This is a genomic window from Frankia sp. CcMO1 (genome assembly GCF_977945845.1).
Window position 1 is genome coordinate 1 of record NZ_CDWTMG010000087.1, and the last position, 16804, is coordinate 16804.

General features: G+C 68.9%; 15 protein-coding genes and 4 pseudogenes. 9 read left to right on the forward strand and 10 right to left on the reverse strand.

Annotation, left to right across the window (positions count from 1 at the left end):
- Positions 1-136: 136 nt before the first annotated feature.
- The 7 genes and pseudogenes from AC08OU_RS12490 to AC08OU_RS12520 form a co-directional block, all read right to left on the reverse strand.
- Positions 137-550 (reverse strand): WD40 repeat domain-containing protein, encoded by a 414-nt coding sequence (locus AC08OU_RS12490; protein ID WP_462187592.1) that lies wholly within the window; start codon positions 548-550, stop codon positions 137-139.
- A 59-nt stretch (positions 551-609) separates the two neighbouring features.
- Positions 610-912, reverse strand: a complete 303-nt coding sequence (locus AC08OU_RS12495) for a DUF6342 family protein (RefSeq protein ID WP_476600025.1) — start codon at positions 910-912, stop codon at positions 610-612.
- 521 nt (positions 913-1433) lie between these two features.
- Positions 1434-1775, reverse strand: coding sequence for a hypothetical protein (locus tag AC08OU_RS12500; RefSeq protein WP_476600023.1), 342 nt, complete (start codon positions 1773-1775; stop codon positions 1434-1436).
- Positions 1776-1799: 24 nt separating this feature from the next.
- Positions 1800-4216 (reverse strand): annotated as a pseudogene (locus AC08OU_RS12505) (UvrD-helicase domain-containing protein).
- Between the two features lie 219 nt (positions 4217-4435).
- Positions 4436-5014 (reverse strand): DoxX family protein, encoded by a 579-nt coding sequence (locus AC08OU_RS12510; protein ID WP_476593027.1) that lies wholly within the window; start codon positions 5012-5014, stop codon positions 4436-4438.
- A gap of 114 nt (positions 5015-5128) precedes the next feature.
- On the reverse strand, positions 5129-5797 hold the full coding sequence (locus AC08OU_RS12515; RefSeq protein WP_476600021.1) for a universal stress protein: 669 nt from the start codon (positions 5795-5797) through the stop codon (positions 5129-5131).
- Positions 5798-5915: 118 nt separating this feature from the next.
- Positions 5916-6044 (reverse strand): annotated as a pseudogene (locus AC08OU_RS12520) (universal stress protein); the annotation flags it as partial.
- Between the two features lie 533 nt (positions 6045-6577).
- Here AC08OU_RS12520 and AC08OU_RS12525 point away from each other — a divergent pair.
- Together AC08OU_RS12525 and AC08OU_RS12530 are read left to right on the forward strand one after the other, a co-directional pair.
- Positions 6578-7018 carry an Hsp20/alpha crystallin family protein gene (locus AC08OU_RS12525; protein WP_476600019.1) on the forward strand — a complete coding sequence of 147 codons (441 nt, stop codon included), beginning with the start codon at positions 6578-6580 and terminating at the stop codon, positions 7016-7018.
- A 154-nt stretch (positions 7019-7172) separates the two neighbouring features.
- Positions 7173-7883, forward strand: a complete 711-nt coding sequence (locus AC08OU_RS12530; RefSeq protein ID WP_476600017.1) for a DUF1918 domain-containing protein — start codon at positions 7173-7175, stop codon at positions 7881-7883.
- 71 nt (positions 7884-7954) lie between these two features.
- On the opposite strand, the gene AC08OU_RS12535 is transcribed toward AC08OU_RS12530, so the two are convergent.
- Positions 7955-8872 (reverse strand): NUDIX domain-containing protein, encoded by a 918-nt coding sequence (locus tag AC08OU_RS12535; RefSeq protein WP_476600015.1) that lies wholly within the window; start codon positions 8870-8872, stop codon positions 7955-7957.
- A 243-nt stretch (positions 8873-9115) separates the two neighbouring features.
- On the opposite strand from AC08OU_RS12535, the gene AC08OU_RS12540 reads away from it, so the two are divergent.
- The 7 genes and pseudogenes from AC08OU_RS12540 to AC08OU_RS12570 form a co-directional block, all read left to right on the forward strand.
- Entirely contained in the window at positions 9116-10273 is a 1158-nt protein-coding gene (locus tag AC08OU_RS12540; RefSeq protein WP_476600013.1) for a 4Fe-4S dicluster domain-containing protein, read from the forward strand.
- Complete coding sequence (locus AC08OU_RS12545) at positions 10260-10727, forward strand: cyclic nucleotide-binding domain-containing protein (RefSeq protein ID WP_462187583.1); 468 nt, start codon at positions 10260-10262, stop codon at positions 10725-10727. The genes AC08OU_RS12540 and AC08OU_RS12545 overlap by 14 nt, the downstream gene beginning before the upstream one ends.
- Complete coding sequence (locus AC08OU_RS12550; RefSeq protein WP_462187582.1) at positions 10699-11622, forward strand: FAD/NAD(P)-binding protein; 924 nt, start codon at positions 10699-10701, stop codon at positions 11620-11622. The genes AC08OU_RS12545 and AC08OU_RS12550 overlap by 29 nt, the downstream gene beginning before the upstream one ends.
- A 5-nt stretch (positions 11623-11627) precedes the next feature.
- The gene (locus AC08OU_RS12555) at positions 11628-12446 is read left to right on the forward strand and encodes an NADH-quinone oxidoreductase subunit B family protein (RefSeq protein WP_476604938.1); all 819 of its coding nucleotides are present in this window, start codon (positions 11628-11630) and stop codon (positions 12444-12446) included.
- Positions 12433-12756: pseudogene (locus tag AC08OU_RS12560) on the forward strand (nickel-dependent hydrogenase large subunit); the annotation flags it as partial. The gene AC08OU_RS12555 and the pseudogene AC08OU_RS12560, both read left to right, overlap by 14 nt.
- A 370-nt stretch (positions 12757-13126) precedes the next feature.
- Positions 13127-13726 carry a nickel-dependent hydrogenase large subunit gene (locus tag AC08OU_RS12565; RefSeq protein WP_476600029.1) on the forward strand — a complete coding sequence of 200 codons (600 nt, stop codon included), beginning with the start codon at positions 13127-13129 and terminating at the stop codon, positions 13724-13726.
- A gap of 14 nt (positions 13727-13740) precedes the next feature.
- A pseudogene (locus AC08OU_RS12570) lies at positions 13741-14196 on the forward strand (hydrogenase maturation protease); the annotation flags it as partial.
- 49 nt (positions 14197-14245) lie between these two features.
- Here the strand turns inward: AC08OU_RS12570 and AC08OU_RS12575 are convergent.
- Positions 14246-15391: a site-2 protease family protein gene (locus AC08OU_RS12575; RefSeq protein WP_476600009.1), complete on the reverse strand. Its 1146-nt coding sequence runs from the start codon at positions 15389-15391 to the stop codon at positions 14246-14248.
- A gap of 78 nt (positions 15392-15469) precedes the next feature.
- On the reverse strand, positions 15470-15892 hold the full coding sequence (locus tag AC08OU_RS12580; protein WP_462187578.1) for a TOBE domain-containing protein: 423 nt from the start codon (positions 15890-15892) through the stop codon (positions 15470-15472).
- Positions 15893-16804 lie beyond the last annotated feature (912 nt).

The window sequence follows — 16804 nt, forward strand, 5'->3', positions numbered from 1 at the left end:
GCGTGCAGCTCCCGCGACTGTTGCGAAATCGGACCATTGGCAGCGGCCACCGGGTTGTCCGCAGGTGGAGTGCCCCGGATCCGGGACACTTACGGCACCCACAGGTCCCGGACGCGCTCACAGGTCCCGGACGCGCTTACAAGTCCCAGAGGACGGTGACGCGGTCGGCGCCGGCGGTGGCCAGCAGGGTGCCGTCCGGGCTGAACGCCACCGCCCGCGCCCACTGCTGGTTGATCCGCCGGCCGTAGCCGACGGCGGCGACGAGCCGCGGCGGGTCGGGGAACGCCAGCTGCCACAGCCGGACGGTGGTGTCGGTACCCCCGGTGGCGACCAGCGGCATCGTCGGGCTGAACGTGACGCTCATCGGGTGGCCGCTCTTTTCCTTCACCGCCTTGAGGGGCCGGTCAGGGATGCAGGTGTAGACGTACCACTGGTTCGTGCCTCGCTTGCGGCGCCGCTGGATGCGGAACCCCAGGAAGTCGAACCCGTCGCTCGTGTGCACTACCCGGGTCTTGGCTGCTGACAGCCGCAGACCCAGCGGGGCGAGCACGGCAGCGACGTCCGTGCCGGGGTGGGCGCGGCGGCGCCGGCCCACCCCGAGCTGTCGGGCTACTCGTAGGACAGGTTCGACTGCCCTTCGATCACGCGGCCAGCGATGTAGAGGTCTCCGTTGGAGTCCAGTATTGCGATGATCTTTTTCTGGTTGCCGTGGTGGGTCGTGAAGAAGATCTTGTCGGCTTCCTGGGAGGTGGAGTAGTTTGTGTTGACCGAGAGTTCGATGCTCACCGGCGAGCTGATGAGCACATCCTTCTTGGGCGAGTTCGGGTAATTCTGGTTCTGCCTCAACCTGATTCGGCCGTGGGTGTCGCCCTCATCCCAGTCCGCGGCCAATCCGAGGTCAATTTCCGCCATGGTCTTCTCCATTCTATTTTGTGTGGGAAACCTCTCCTGGCTGGAGTAGGTTTGTATGGTTTCGAGAAAAACCTGGCCATCGGCAAACAGGAGTCAGCAGGAGGCATCTCTGCGTGTGCCGGCGTGGAGAGAACACCGCACGTTCCGGCCGGAATTTTCTCGACTGCCGGCCGCACTCCTGGCCAATTTTTCTACCCGATCGGACCAGTAAACGGGTGCGTGGACGTCTCAATAGACAGGAACGATCGCTTCCTTGATCTCCGTATTCCCTGTTCCGGATGGGGCCGTTCAACCATCCGAGTCACAGGCATGAGCGCCACAACACCTCTCCCCCCAGAGCTAGTGATGGAATCGCACCTCGCGTACGTAGCGTCACATGCCGGAGACGGTGGCGCGCGGATATTACCTAAATATATCAACCCAGTTAGGAGTCGAAATGAAATAACTTGCGCGTTTCGAACCCTCCACAGGTCACAGGCCTGTGGAGGGTTCGAAACGCGCAAGTTATTTCATTTCGACTCCTAAGGCGTAATCGCGGGTCGGGTCGGGAAGGAGGCCCGGATGCGCAGGAAATTCGAGTCAATCTCTGTCCACAGGCCAGGGCTGACCAGCTTCGAAGCGGACCCGGAATTGTGTACACACGGGATCCCTGGGTGGAGCGGCCCGTCGGAGGGCCGGGCACCGGCCCGCACGGCGGTCGAGCGTCGGGTCCGCGGCGGCTTCAGCGTCGCGGCGGTGACGTGCTTGCCCTCGATCGCGTTGGTGTCAAACCGCAGGAATGACCGGTGCACCGGGCCGATCCCGTTGCCGACCCGCAGGTACTCGTAGATGTCGTAGTTCGTTGTCGGGGACGTGCTGACCACGAAAGCGGGATCGTTCCAGAGTTCCTACCTGGAGCTGTGCCCGATCTCGGCGGGGATCGAGTGGTCCGAGTCGGGTACCTCGCGAATACCGGCCCACACGCTGTCTCGTGCCCTCGTGATGGCCACATACATCTGTCGGCGTTCCAACTGGGTACGCTCGCGAAACGCGTCGGCCGACTCGGACGGCCGCCACGGCTTCGGGAAGAGGTTGCGGTCGGGAATACAGACGTGGGCGAAGTCGAGGCTCTTGACTCGGTGGTACGTCCCGACCTTGACCGCCTCACAGCTGGTTCCGTCATATTCCTTGAGGGAAACCGCTGGAATGCCCCGATCGGTGAGGACGCGCAGCCACCGCGCAGCCGCGGCGTTCGTCGGCACGAGCACCGCCATATCGCCGTAACGGACGTTCCGATTGTCATGGAATTCCACGAGGTGTTCGCAGAGCGCCGCATCCTGCGCCACGGTGCCCGACACCGTGACCTCGCGGATCTCGCCTCCCGGCCGGTCGACGTTGACCTCGCGCCGCCCGCGTTCCTGGACGCCGTCGAGGTCGTCGAAGCTGTCGTCGGCGACTACCGCCTGGGCGTAGCGCAGGATCTTCTCGCGATTACGGTAGTTTCTCCCGAGCACGGTGGAGCGTCCGACGACGGCGACGCCGGCCTCGGCGAGGGTGAAACCGCCGGGATAGATGGACTGCTGGCCATCGCCGACCACGAGCAGGCCGTCCGGCTTGTCGCCGACGAAGGCATGCAGCAGTTGCAGACCGACGCACGTCAGGTCCTGTATCTCGTCAACGATCACCGCGTCGTACCGGGTGTCGGAACTCTCGCGCACCAGGTCGCGAGCCAGGAGCAGCACGTCGTCGCGATCGAGGACGCCGCGCTCTGTCCAGAGCTGCTCGTACCGTTCGTACAGCTCCCACACCGCACGTCGGTGGGTCGGTTGCAAGGGAGTGCTGCGCCCGACGCGTGCCAGCTTGGCGTACTGCTCGAAGTCGGTCAGGCCTCGGCCCTTGACGACTGTCGCGATCTCGTCCTTCCAGTACCCGGGAGCCAGGCCGAGCCCGGGCAGAACCGAGAACTGCCCGACCTGCCCCCAGGCGCGCCAGAAACAGGTGTCGGCGGCCTCCTGCTGGTGTCGGTCTGCCAAGCCGTGTTCGCGAAGACAACGTGCGGCGACGGCGTGGACGGTGGCGAACTCGATCCGGTCGACGTGCTCGGGGGCCATCCGGGTCAGCAGGGCGCGGTAGACCGGCCCCAGCGTGCGCACCAGCGAGGTAAACAACACCCGTTCCCGCGGGCGGCCAGATACTTGGCGCGGTGCAACGCGACGACCGTCTTGCCGGTACCGGCCGCGCCGCGGACGCGGGCCGGACCCGACCACTGCCGGCCGGCCAGGCGGGCCTGCGTCGGGTGCAGCCAGGTCATCCACGTCTCGATCGGCTCCCGGGCGGCGGCGTCGAGAAGTTCTTGCCACAGCTCCTCGCGGCTCAGCAGTGCATCCTGATCTGGTGGAACCGATTGCTCGGGCGGTGACAGCGGCTCGGAAGAAATCGGACGCCCGGCCGGAGCTGGACAGTAGGCCCGAGTGGGACGCTCGATAGCGGCTGGGCTTTCGGTCGCGGCCGTACCGTTCGAAGAGGGACCTGCCCGGCGCGCGACCGGACGGCGGACAGACCGTGAGGTCGGCGCCTCGGTGACCGTGACGACCGTGGCGGTGGCGGTGGCGCGGGGCATCGGCGGGCAACCGCGTGCCAGACGGTCCAGTAGTTGTTCAACGAGGTCCGGTGCCAGGCGTGCGCCACGACGCGCCAGGTCGCGGGTTAGGTCCTGCTCGCCGAGCACCGTCACCCGGTCGAGTTGTGCCCGGACGTTTTTCCGCCTGGCCAGAACCAGCAGCGGAACCACCTCGGTCGGTGGCAGACCTGCCTCTACCAGCACCTCCTCCACCGCTACGGTCTGATCCAGAAGTTTGCGGACGTCGTCGTCCGCGCCGGCGTCGCCACGCCATAACCGGCCGCGTTCGACGGTGATCTCTCGCCAGTTCTTCACGTCTACCACGAAGACTCCGCCAGGCCCCACCACGATCACGTCGATGTTGGCCCGGCGGGTGCCTGGCCACCGTCGGTCCGGCAGCACGTGCCACCCTGCGTCGTCCATACCGACCAGCACTCGGACCACACTCTGCTCGGCCCGGTCACCGGCTTCCCAGTGCTGGCGGTGGCGGCGTAACTGCTTCAGCACGTCGGTCAGGTGCTGGATCTGTCGCTGGACTCCGTCGATCTCCATCCCGAGCAGGACAGCTTGACCGAGGGCCGACGGTTCTGGCAGCGGGTCGGCGTCTCGCGTCGACGAGGCGGTCGTCGGCGGATGGGCTGTCGACGTGCCGACGGTCGACGCAGCGGTGGCGGGGATGCGCGCTGCCGGTCCATCCAAAAGCACGTCACTACTCCCTCACCTTATGTCACAGGTAAGAGTACGGTAATGAGTCGTCGTTTGGCTACGTTTACGGGCGACAGTGGTCTGCAGGCCCTAGGGAAGAGTGGTTGTTGTCGGAAACGTAGGTCTACTTTCGAACGCTGGTTCGAGCGTGCCGACTCGAACTCTTCGAACGCCCTGGCCACGGCCGCTTTCAGCAGAGAATGATCACGTAAGTTCGGTCTAGACCGCCAGCACGATGGCGGCGCTGATGCCGCCGAGGCCGAGGGCGAAGGCCGCCTCGGGCAGCCCGCCGTCGCGCCGCCGGAAGAGGCGGTCGAGCGCCAGCCGCCCGGCACCGACCGCCGCCACCGTGATCGCGACCACCGCGATGCACAGCGGGTACTCCATGCCGCCGTCGGTTTCCCACAGTCCGTTCGGTGCGGTCACGATCATTGCGTTGATCATCACGCCGATCACGGCCGCGGCCGCCAACGGAGTCAGCAGGCCCACCGCCAGGCCGAGGCCGCCGAGGAACTCGGACGCGCCGGCCAGCCCGGCGAAGAAGGTGCCGGGGTGGTAACCCAGCTGGGCGAATCCCTTGCCGGTCGCGGTGAGGCCGTGGCCGCCGAACAGGCCGAAGAGCTTCTGCGCGCCGTGCCCGGCGAGCAGAAGACCGAAGGTCATCCGGAGCAGCAGCAGCCCGAGGTCGGCTGCGGACACGGCCGTGCGGGACGGGCCCGGGCGGGAGGCGTCGGGCGGTGCGGGGGTAGCGGGTGCCAGGTGGAGGGATGCCCGGTGCCGCGTAGCGAGCAGTTTCATATCGAAACCCTGATCCAGGCGAAAGCATACGGTGAAGCTTTGGTCACTACTGTGCCTGCCCGCTCTGCCGGGCCGGTACCTCGTTCGCCGGTGACTTCCCCCGCGGCCCGGCCGTCAGCTTCGGTGACGCCGGCGCGGCGGGCGAACGACGGCGACCGGGCAGGCGGCATGCAGCACGCACTGGGAGCTGGTGGAACCGAGCAGCAACTCGGCGAAGCCGCCGCGGCCCCGGGCGCCCACCACAAGCAGCTGGGCGCGCGCCGCCGCGTTGATCAGGCCGTAGGCGGCGTTGCCCACAATCAGGCCGGTTTCCACCCCGATGCCCTCCCAGCCGGCCAGGCCCGCGTTCGCTGACTCGTCCAGAACAGCCTGCGCGGCATCGCGAAACGCCTCGTCGCCGAGGCCCACCCGCCCGGTGAGGGTTGCCGGCAGCGGCTCCCACACATGCACGACGCGCAGTGGAGCCCGGCGCATCGCTGCCTCGCCTGCGGCCCAGGCCAGCGCGTCCACCGAGGCGGCGGACCCGTCCACCCCGACGACGACGGGGCCGGGCCGGCTCCTGCCCCGCTCGCCGTGGACAACCACGACCGGGACCGCCGCGTCGTGCACGCAGGCGAGGCTGACCGAGCCGGTCAGCCTCCGCTGCGTCCGGCTTGCCCCATGGGCGCCGAGGACGAGCATGGCCGCCCGGTCGGACTCGGCCAGCAGCATCTGTACCGGGGCCCCGTAGACGGTCCGTTCGAAGATCCGCGCCGCCGGTTCGTCCTTGCGGACCCGCTCCACGACATCGTGTAGCAGCCACTGCGCCGTCCAGCACGGGTGCTCCGGGGACGTGGCCGGCGGCGGCTTCGATCGCCTCGTGCGGTGGTTCGGCGGCCGCCCACACCAGCACCGCCCGTACGCGAGCGTCCCGCAGTCGTGCAGCGTCCACCGCCCAGCGCAACGCCCGCTCGGCGTCCGCGGATCCGTCGATCCCGACGACGATCTCCGCCTGCGGGACGAAATCAGCTTCCACCTGATCGCCTTCCACGTGCCCACCCTGTTCAGCCTCGTACGTGAGGTAGGTTACGTCTAGTAAGTAGATGATCGCATTCTGTTCTGATTCGCGGTAACGGCCAAGCGAACCGGCTGCACCGCGACGAACCCCTCGACGAACCCCTCACTCCCGGGCCCGTCCTGGTAGCTCAACGCGGTGATATCCAGCCCGCAGCTGTGTGCGATCGGGCTGAGCGGATAGATGGCGATCATCGGCGTCCTGTCGAGGTGGAGCGGCCGGGGTGAGCTAACCCGTCGTGGGCCTGGAGCTGGCCGGTCTGTGGTTCGGGCGAGCCAAGCGTGGGTAGAGACTGAAAGTGGTCAGACAGGACACACTAGGTGACGATCTGCATTCTTCTATGGAGAAGAGAAGATTGTGACCCTATCCGCGCGACTCGGTGACCGTCTGGCGACGCTCATCCGGTGGAATCTGGACCCGTCTACACCGGGCCGGCGGCGTCCGGCAGGCGGGCGTGTGCGGTGCCGGCTGGGCCGGGCAGCCGCCGGCCGCCAGGAAGGAGCAACCAGATGGCGAGCATGGAACGCCAGCGTCCCCGGCGGAACTGGTTCGATCTGTTGGGTCTGCCCTGGTCGCAGGCACGGACGTCCGCGGCGGAGCTGGTCGGCCGGCGCGGGGCTGACGTTCCGGTCGAGGAGTACACCGAGGACGACGCCTACGTCCTGCGCGCCGAGATCCCCGACGTCGACCCAGACAAAGACCTCGATGTCACCGTCTCCGAAGGGACGCTGGCGGTACACTCCGAACGGCACGAGGCGAGAAGTCAGAAGGCTCTCGGCGGGTACCGCACCGAGTTCCGCTATGGCGCGTTCAGTCGTTCCGTGGCGCTTCCGCCCGGGGCGAAGGCGGACCGGGCAGCCGCGACCTATAAGGACGGCATCCTGGAAGTCCGCGTTCCGGTCGAGCCAGCCGAGATGTCCGGCCGGAAGATCACAGTTGAGCAGGGCTGACGCCCGACGATGCCCGGTCGCAGGGCCCGAGCTCTCCGGCCGACTGCGGCCCCGGGCGACGTTATTACCCACCCGGGTGCCGGCCCGCTTCTCCTCCCGTGTGGGGAGCCAGGAGTCACCATCAGGGGTAAGCACCTTCCTGGAGGGGGTAAGCATGGCCGACATCCGTAGCACGATCGTCCGGCGGCCGGTCACCGTGGAGCGGTCCACCACGATCCGGGACGCGGCGGCGCAGATGGAACGGCAGGGCGTGGGCGCGCTCCTCGTCATGGAGAACGATCGCCTGGTCGGGATCGTCACCGACCGCGACATCGTGCTACGTGGCGTTGCCCGCGGTATCCTGACGGACAGCCGGATCGACGCCCTCATGACCACCGAGGTCATCACCGTGCCGTCCGGCGTCGACCTCGAACGGGCCTACGAAATCTTCCGTGACCACGCGATCCGCCGGCTCCCGGTCGTCGACGGCCGCCGGCTCGTCGGCCTGCTGTCCGTCGACGATCTGCTCATCCGCACCGAGCATGAGATGGCCGAGCTGGTACACCCGCTCGCCGATGAGGTCTTTGCCCCCCACCGCGAGGCCCCACCGCTGGCTACCACCGGCGAGGAGCCCGTCGAGCCGGCGCCCGGACTGCCGCCCCGACGTAAGGCGATGCGCGCCCATCCCGGCGACACCCTGGTTGTCCACCGTCCCACCGTCACGCAACCGGACCGCATTGGGGAGATCCTTGAGGTGCGCTCGCCGGCCGGCGACCCCCCGTTCACTGTCCGCTGGTCCGACACCGGGCACGTCAGCTTCGTCTACCCGGGACCGGACTCCGAGGTCCGCCACCCTCCCGAGGAGGCCCGCAGCGGCACCGGCTGAAAAGCGGCACCGGCTGAAAAGGATGACGGGTTCAGCTCTGCATGCGTGACGAACACGCACCGTCAGGCGAATCATGCTACGGGATCGTGACGTTCCGCTGCGACCAGCCTGCCGGGATGGCAGTGCAGCAGCCAGAAGCCGCCTTCCCGTACCCCGAGCTGGTCCGGAATCGGCCAGCACCAGCCGTCCAGGAGTCGTCGGAGCAGGTCGGCAATGATGGTGCGCTGGCTACAGACCGCTGGCGGCGTCCCGGACGCCGCCAGCCCCATCAAGGTAGCGACCACCCTCGCCTCCGATCCGGGATATCCGGTGTCCGCCAGCGTCGGCTCCGGTTCGATGGCGAGCCCGGCCGTGTGCGCGTACGGGGCGAGCGTGGCGGTGCAGCAGGGTAGGTCGGCGCTGATCAGCAGGCGAATCCCCAGGCTGGTCAGCAGCGGCACCAGTGCGCTCGCCTGGGCCCGGCCGCGCTCGTCGAGCGGGCGTAGCTGGTCGGGCCCGTCCCAGCGCCGATGGTGGGCGGCCCGAACGTGGCGGATGACGACGAGCGCGGCCGTCGGCGCCGGCAGCCGACCAAACTCGGCGAGCACCTGGCGGTCGGTGTCGTAGCTGACCCGGCGAGCCGCCTCCCCCTTCGCCAGCCAGGCAAGCCTGTCCACCTCCCGGGTGGGGACGAACGTGCCGGAACGGGCCTGCATCCCCCAGTACCGGACCGCCTTCACCGTCCTGCCGCCGTCCGTCAGGTAGCGGTACTCGCCGAGCGGGGGCCCGAGCCTGGCCCGGCAACCAGTCTCCTCCTCGACCTCCCGCAACGCGCCGAGCAACGGATGTTCTCGCCGGCGCAGCTTGCCCTTGGGCAGGGACCAGTCGTCATACCGCGGCCGGTGCACGACCGCGATCTGCCGCCCGTCCCGCGTGGGCCGCCACAGCACCCCACCGGCGGCACCGACGACCCGTACCGGCCTATCCCAGGGATCAGCCGACGACTTCATACCGTCCAGTCTTCGACTCCAGCCGCCGCGGCGCCAGGAGGACAGGCACATCCCAGCAAGGCCCGGTCCAGCACGGCCCGGTCGACAACCCGCCGCCGGTGGCGCGGATCGCGGTCGGGCCGTCCGCAGCGTCCACCGCTACCAGGGCGGAGATCCCCATCTGAAGCGCATGTTCCCCGACGGCACCCAGGGGTATGGAACTCACTACAGAAGGTTATCGCCGTCCGGGGGGTGGAGGGTGGGGTGACGAACGCAGGTGTGGCCGAGCTCATCGTCGAGCCGGCGGTGCTCGGGACGCTCGTCGATGTGCTGCGTGCACGCGGGTACCAGGTCGTCGGCCCGACGGTGCGGGACGGCGCGATCGTCTACGACGAGATCAGTAGCGCGGCGCAGCTCCCGGCGGGGTGGACCGATGTCCAGGAGGCGGGTCGTTACCGGCTCGAGCGTCGTCGCGACGCGGCGCTGTTCGGTTACGCGGTGGGGCCGCATTCGTGGAAGCAGAACCTGCTGCCGCCCCGGCTGCGCCTGCTGAAGACCCGCCGCCACGGCGATGGCGGCTTCGGCGGTGGCGGCTTCGAGGTGGCGGAGGAACCGCTACCGCGGGCAGCGGTGGCATTCCTCGGCGTCCGTTCCTGTGAGCTGCAGGCCATCGCGATCCAGGACCGGATCCTGCTCGGGGGGCGCCACGCCGACCGCGACTACGCTGCTCGCCGCCGCGATGTGTTCATCGTCGCGGTGAACTGCCACGAGCCGGGTGGGACCTGCTTCTGCGTGTCGATGAACACGGGCCCGGCGGTGCGGGAGGGCTACGACCTGGTCCTCAGCGAAATCCTGGCCAGTGACCACCGGTTGCTCGTCGAGGCGGGCACCCCTCGGGGCGTCGAGATACTGGGCGAGCTGGCCGGGCGCCCGGCCGAAGCCGCCGACCGTAGCGCGGCCCAAGCCGCCGTGGACGGGGCGGCCGGCCGGATGGGACGCACCGTCGACGCGGCCGACCTGCGTGACCTGCTCGCGGACAACCTCGAACATCCACGGTGGGACGAGGTGGCGCAGCGGTGCCTGAGCTGCGGCAACTGCACAATGGTGTGTCCAACCTGCTTCTGTACCTCGGTGGAGGACGTCAGCGACCTCACCGGAAGTGAGGCGGAGCGCTGGCGCAGCTGGGAGTCCTGCTTCTCGCTGGACCACTCCTACATCCACGGCGGTAACGTCCGTGCCTCCGGACGCTCCCGTTACCGCCAGTGGTTGACCCACAAGTTCGGCACCTGGCACGACCAGTTCGGAACGTCCGGATGCGTCGGCTGCGGACGGTGCATCACCTGGTGCCCCGTCGGCATCGACGTCACCGAGGAACTGACCGCCATTCGGGCGAACTCCGCGGCCGGCGATGACGTCGGTTGAGGCACCGCTCGGCGAGGTCGGCGTCTTCGCCGGTATGCACCCGGACCACCTCGCCCTCCTCGCCGGGTGCGCCCGGCACGCCGTCTTCCGCCCGGGCGACGTACTCCTGCGGGAAGGCGACCCGGCCGACACCCTCTACGTCATCCGGCACGGCACGGTCGCGATCGAAACCTTCGTCCCGACCCGGGGTCTGGTCCCCATCGAGACCGTCGGAGCCGGCAATGTGGTGGGCTGGTCCTGGCTGTTCCCGCCGTACCGGCTCCATTTCGACGCCCGTGCCCTCTCGCTGGTCCGCGCCACCGCCATCGACGGTGCCTGCCTCCGCGGGAAGTTCTCCCAGGACCCGGCGCTGGGCTACGACGTGCTGTCCCACCTTGCGCAGGTGCTCATCGAGCGCCTGCAGGCCACCCGGTTGCGGCTGCTCGATGTCTACGCAAACCCGGGCCAGGGCTGACGGCGCGGCCGGGGAGATGACCCCTCGGCCGTTCCGGGTGACCCGCCGCCACCAGGAGACGGGTGACACGTGGACCCTGGAACTCGCACCGCTCTCCGGCGCTCCGATCATCGCCGCACCCGGCCAGTTCACCATGGTTTACGCTTTCGGCGTCGGCGAGGTCCCCTTGTCCGTGACGGGCTGCGGCCCGGCGACAGGCGATGACCTCGCGACGGTCGACGACTCCGTGATGGTCGACGACTCCGTGACGGCTGGTACCGACGGCCCGCTTGTGCACACCGTCCGAGCGGTCGGCGCGGTGACGGAAGCGATCTGCGCGTCCCGCCCGGGCGACGTCCTCGGGGTGCGTGGCCCGTTTGGGCGAGGCTGGCCGGTAGGCGCCGCCGCCGGGCTGGACGTCGTCGTGGTCGCGGGCGGGCTCGGGCTGGCGCCGCTGCGGCCGGTCGTCCGGCAGCTCCTGCGACGGCGCGCCGACTACGGCAACGTGGTCGTGCTCGCCGGCACCCGTACACCCGCGGACATCCTCTACCGCCGGGAGCTGGCCGGTTGGCAGGACCGCACCGACCTCCAAGCCCTGGTGACCGTCGACGGTGCGCAGCCCGGATGGGACGGCCGGGTCGGCGTCGTCACCACCCTTCTCCCGCACGTGCGTTTCGATCCGGCCAGAACCGTCGCGTTCACCTGCGGACCCGAGATCATGATGCGGCTGACCGCACGGGCCCTGGTCGACGCCGGCGTACCCGCCGACCGCATCCACCTGTCCCTGGAACGCAACATGCACTGCGGCCTCGGCCACTGCGGCCGCTGCCAGCTCGGCCCGCTGATGCTCTGCCTGGACGGACCGGTCTGCGGCTACGACCGCCTGGAACCGTTGCTCGCCGTCCGGGAGCTGTGATGCCGATGCCGACGCCGACGCCGACCAGCCCAACCAGGCCCCGGCTCGCCGTCTGGAAGTTCGCCTCCTGCGACGGCTGCCAGCTCACCCTGCTCAACTGCGAAGATGAGCTGCTCTCGCTCACCGGCGAGGTCGACGTCTCCTACTTCCTGGAGGCATCCAGCGCGACCGTCGACGGTCCCTACGACCTCTCCCTCGTCGAGGGCTCGGTCACCACCGAACAGGATGTGGAACGCATCCAGCAGGTCCGGGCCGCGTCTCGGCGTCTGGTCACAATCGGCGCCTGCGCGACCGCCGGCGGCATCCAGGCGCTCCGCAACTTCGCCGACGTCGGCGACTTCCTCGCGGCCGTCTACGCCACCCCGGCGTACGTCTCGACGCTGGCGACCTCCACCCCGATCTCCACGCACGTCCGGGTGGACTTCGAACTCCAGGGCTGCCCGGTCAACCCTCGCCAGCTCCTCGAAGTCATCAGCGCGTTCCTCGCTCGCCGACGCCCGAACATCTCCTCATCCTCCGTCTGCACCGAATGCAAACGGCGCGGGACGGTGTGCGTGATGGTCGCGCACGGCACGCCGTGCCTCGGCCCGGTCACGCATGCCGGATGCGGTGCGATCTGCCCGGCCTATCACCGCGGCTGCTACGGCTGTTTCGGCCCGATGGAGAGCCCCAACACCCCCGCGTTGATCCGCCAGCTACGGGTTCTCGGGATGAACGAGGACAACGTCGACCGAGTGTTCCGGACGTTCAACACCGCCGCGCCGACGTTCCGCGACGCCCCCGGCGAGGGTTCGGGAAGCGGTGAGACCGATGCGCGCGACTAGGACCATCGCACCTCCCCCGCTCACCAGGGTCGAGGGCGAAGGAAGGCTGCTAATCAAGATCATCGACGGGCGGGTGGACGAGGCCCACCTGAAGATCTTCGAACCGCCGCGCTTCTTCGAGGCGTTCCTCCGCGGCCGGGCCTACACCGAGCCACCCGACATCACCGCCCGGATCTGCGGCATCTGCCCGGTCGCCTACCAGATGAGCGCGCTGGCAGCCATCGAACAGATCTGTGGCATCACGGTCACCGGCCCACCCGCCGCCCTACGGCGGCTCATCTACTGCGGTGAATGGATCGAGAGTCACGCGCTACACGTCTTCCTGTTGCACCTGCCGGACTTCCTCGGCTACGACAGCGCACTACACCTTGCCCAGGACCAGCCCGCCCTGGTCAAGCTGGGACTTACGCTGAAGAAGGCCGGCAACACGCTCATGACGGTCATCGGCGGCCGCGCGATCCACCCCGTCAACGCGCGGGTCGGCGGCTGGTACCGGGCACCACGCCGGCGCGACCTGACCGAGTTCGTCGGGCAACTGGAACAGGCGCGAGACATCGCCCGGGACACCGCCCGATTCACCGCCGCCCTGGACTTCCCCGAAGACGAACTCCACCAGACCTTCGTCGCGCTCCACCAACCTGGCGAATACCCCGTTGAGCGCGGCCGGATCGCCTCCACCGATGGCCTCGACATCGCCCCGGCCGACTACGATCGGCACTTCACCGAAGAACAGGTGCCCTGGTCGAACGCTCTGCACTCGACCCTGGCCGCGGGCGGCTCCTACCTCACCGGACCGCTGGCTCGCTTCGCGCTGGGCGCGCAGTGCCTGGCGCCCGCCGCCCGCGAGACCGCCGCCGAGATCGGCCTGCGCCCACCGGAGCGCAACCCCTACCGCAGCATCATCGTGCGCTGCATCGAGATGGTCCACGCCGCCGACGAGGCGCTGCGGATCATCGCGGACTACACCGAGCCCGGACCCCCCCGCGCTGGAGGCCCCGCCCCGGGCGGGAACCGGCTACGGGGTCACGGAGGCACCCCGCGGCCTGCTCTACCACCGCTACACGATCGACCACAACGGCACCATCCTCGACGCAAAGATCGTGCCACCAACCGCCCAGAACCAACGTCCGATCGAAGAAGACCTGCGCGGCGTGGTGGAACGCTTCATGGACCTGCCAGAGCCCGAACTCGCCCTGCGCTGCGAACGGGCCATCCGCAACTACGACCCCTGCATCTCATGTGCAACCCACTTCCTGACCCTCCACATCGAGCACGGCTGACCGTCATCGGGATCGGCAATCCCGACCGACACGACGACGCCGTCGGCCTGGCAGTCGCGCATCAGCTACGCTGCACGCTCCCACCTGGCGTCGACGTGGTCGAATGCGCCGGCGAGCCGACAGGACTGTTTGCCGCCTGGGAAGGGGCCGACGCCGTCTGGATCATCGACGCCGCCCATTCCGCGGCCCCGCCCGGAACCGTGCACCGCCTACCGGCCAACGACCGCACACTGCCGGCGGATCTCGTCGGGCCATCGACCCACGCGCTCGGCCTCGCGGACACCATCGAGATCAGCCGAACACTCGGCCGGCTTCCCCGGCATCTCGTCATCTACGCAATCTCCGGCCATACCTTCTCAGCAGGCCTCGGACTCGGCCCCGAGGTCGCGGCGGCGGCCCGCAACGTGGCCGCCGCCATCCGCGCCGAAACAGCGATCTATGCCGCCAGGGAACCCGACGATCTCCGCTGACCGCCGCCAACCGCGGTAGCCGAAGGCCCGCGTTGGCGGTGGGATTCGGTCACGGGACTTCGCGCGGCCCGGGGGCGGCGTTCATCAGCCACGTCACCATGCGGCTGATGTCCGACAGCGACAGGATCCCGACGAGTCTGCCCTGGTCCATCACCAGGACGCGGTGCTCGGCGCCGGGCTCCATGCGCGGCAGCAGATCCGCCAGCGGGTCGTCGGGACCCGCGATGGTGGTCCGCGACAGTGGCACCATCACCTCGCTTACCGTTACCGTGCCGCTCTTCTCCGGCGGCACCTGCTTGGCGCCGTCCAGGGTCACCAGCCCGACCGGGGCTCCGTTCTCGCCGGTCACCGGGAACGCCGAGTGCCGGTACCGGTACAGCGGGCCGGCCAGCAGGTTCGCGACGGTCAGGGCCGCGGGCACCGTGAGCGGCTTCGTCGTCATGGCGTCATGTACCGGGACGCCGGCGAGCACACCGCGCAACTGCGCCTGCCGTCCCTCGGCGGTGGCGGCCGCGATGAGGAACGAGCCGATCAGGGCCAGCCAGAGCCAGCCGAATCCGCCGCCTCCCATGAACACGAGGAGTCCCAGAACGACGAGCAGCCAGCCGAGGACGCGTCCGGCTGCGGTAGCCCCGGCGGTCGCCCGCAGCCGATCTCCCGTACGCCACCACAGGAAGGCGCGCAGCAGCCGCCCACCGTCGAGCGGAGCGGCGGGAAAGGCGTTGAAGACGGCGAGCAGCAGGTTGATGCCCGCCAGCCAGGCCACCACCTCGACCAGGAGCTCGGGCGCGGACGCCAGGGCGAGCAGCCAGGCGCCCAGCACGAAGAGCCCGCCCAGCAGAAGGCTGACGAGTGGGCCGACACCCGCGATCCGCAGCTCCGCTGCCGGGCTCGACGCCTCCGACTTCAGCCGGGCCACCCCGCCCAGCAGCCACAACACGATGTCGTCCACGGCCACCCCGTTGCGCCGGGCCACCAGGGCGTGCGCCACCTCGTGGGCGAGCAGCGAGGCGAAGAAAACCACCGCGGCGGCAAGGGCCGCCAACCAGTACACCACCAGGGCATGGCCCGGGTACACCTGTGGGAGGCGACCCTGCGCGAGGCCGAACGCGATGATGCCGAAGATGAGCAGCACGCTCCAGTGGACCCCGATCCGGACTCCAGCGATCCGTCCCACCATGAAGGTCGCCCGCACAGCGTCTCTCCCCTGTTCGAACGTGCCCCGGGACCAAGACCCGGCTCGACTCCGCGGTTGGGCGCGGGGCCGGCCCCGTCAGGCTGCCGCGAGGGCCACCTCCGTCGACTTGACCAGGGCGGTCACCGAGGAACCCGCGGCCAGACCGAGGTCGGTCGCGGCGGCCAGGGTGATCGCCGCGGTGAGCTCGCCGCCACCATCGAGGGCGATATGCGCGACGGCCATGGCACCGCCGGTCTCCAGGCTGGACACCGTGCCGCGCAGCCGGTTACGGATGCTCAGACCATCCACGCTGCCCGTGGCCAGCGCCACCTCGGTGGACTTGATCAGAATCTCGACGGTGGCCCCCACCGAGAGGTCGAGGTCCTTGACCGCATCAAGGGTCACCGCGGCGGTGACGGTCTGCCCGCCGGAGAGGTCGACAGTCACAGTGCTCATCACCGCACCTTCGGTGATGTCGGTGACGGTTCCGGTCAGTCGGTTGCGAATGCTCAGGCTCATCGGTCCACCTCGTCCTCTCGGGTGCCGCCAGGTGCCGTCAGTCAACTCCTACCCGCCCGTCTGTGCCGCGTACATGCCTCGACCCGCAGAAGAGCCGTGCAGAAGGGTCCTGCGGACAAGTGATGCCCGACAGGCGGTCGCGCCTGATCGGTCCGTGCGGGTCGCACCGCCCGCCTCGGGGGCGCGGGCGCTCCGGTGCCACCGGTTCGCCTACCCCGAACAGGTCGATGTCGACCATCGACCCCGAGAGTCCGGCCTCCCGCATATAGGCGACCCGCACCGACAGGAACACTGCCTTGGCACAACAGGTGGGCAGGTAATGTCGCCAGAAACCCCACCACTACCCACTGTCATGCCAGACAACACACCTATCTCACCGCCGGCGTGGGCGCCAGGTCGCCCGCGCCCGGTCCACTCACGTCTGCGACCCAAAGAAATCCCAGCATCCCTCGGCGGCACCCCCGCCGATCATCCGACTGGCGTCCACCCCCGCAACAACAGATCATCGCCGTATGACATCGGGCAATCGTGTTGAAGCAACGAAAGCGCACAACATTAAACAACGGCAACTCTCGGCGGGCCGTCCGAGCGGCTGCCCCAGGCAGCCGACCGGGTAGCCGAGCCGCGGAGAATCACGGCCGCCGACGGCCGACGGCAGCGGCTGCCGACGGTGGAACCGGCGCCCAAGCCGGACTACCCCCAGACTAACCCCCCCCCCGAGCTAACCCCGGACTAACCCCGTAGCGGGCTCGCGGAGGGCTCGTAGGGCTGCTTCCGCTGTACCCGGCTGTCCCCGTCATCCGTATTCCTGACCCGCCATCCGTATTCCCGACCTGCCTGCAGGGAATGGTGGTTCAGGGAAGCCGAGAATGTTCGCGGCCATGGCACACCTCCCGATGAGAGGACTAGTAC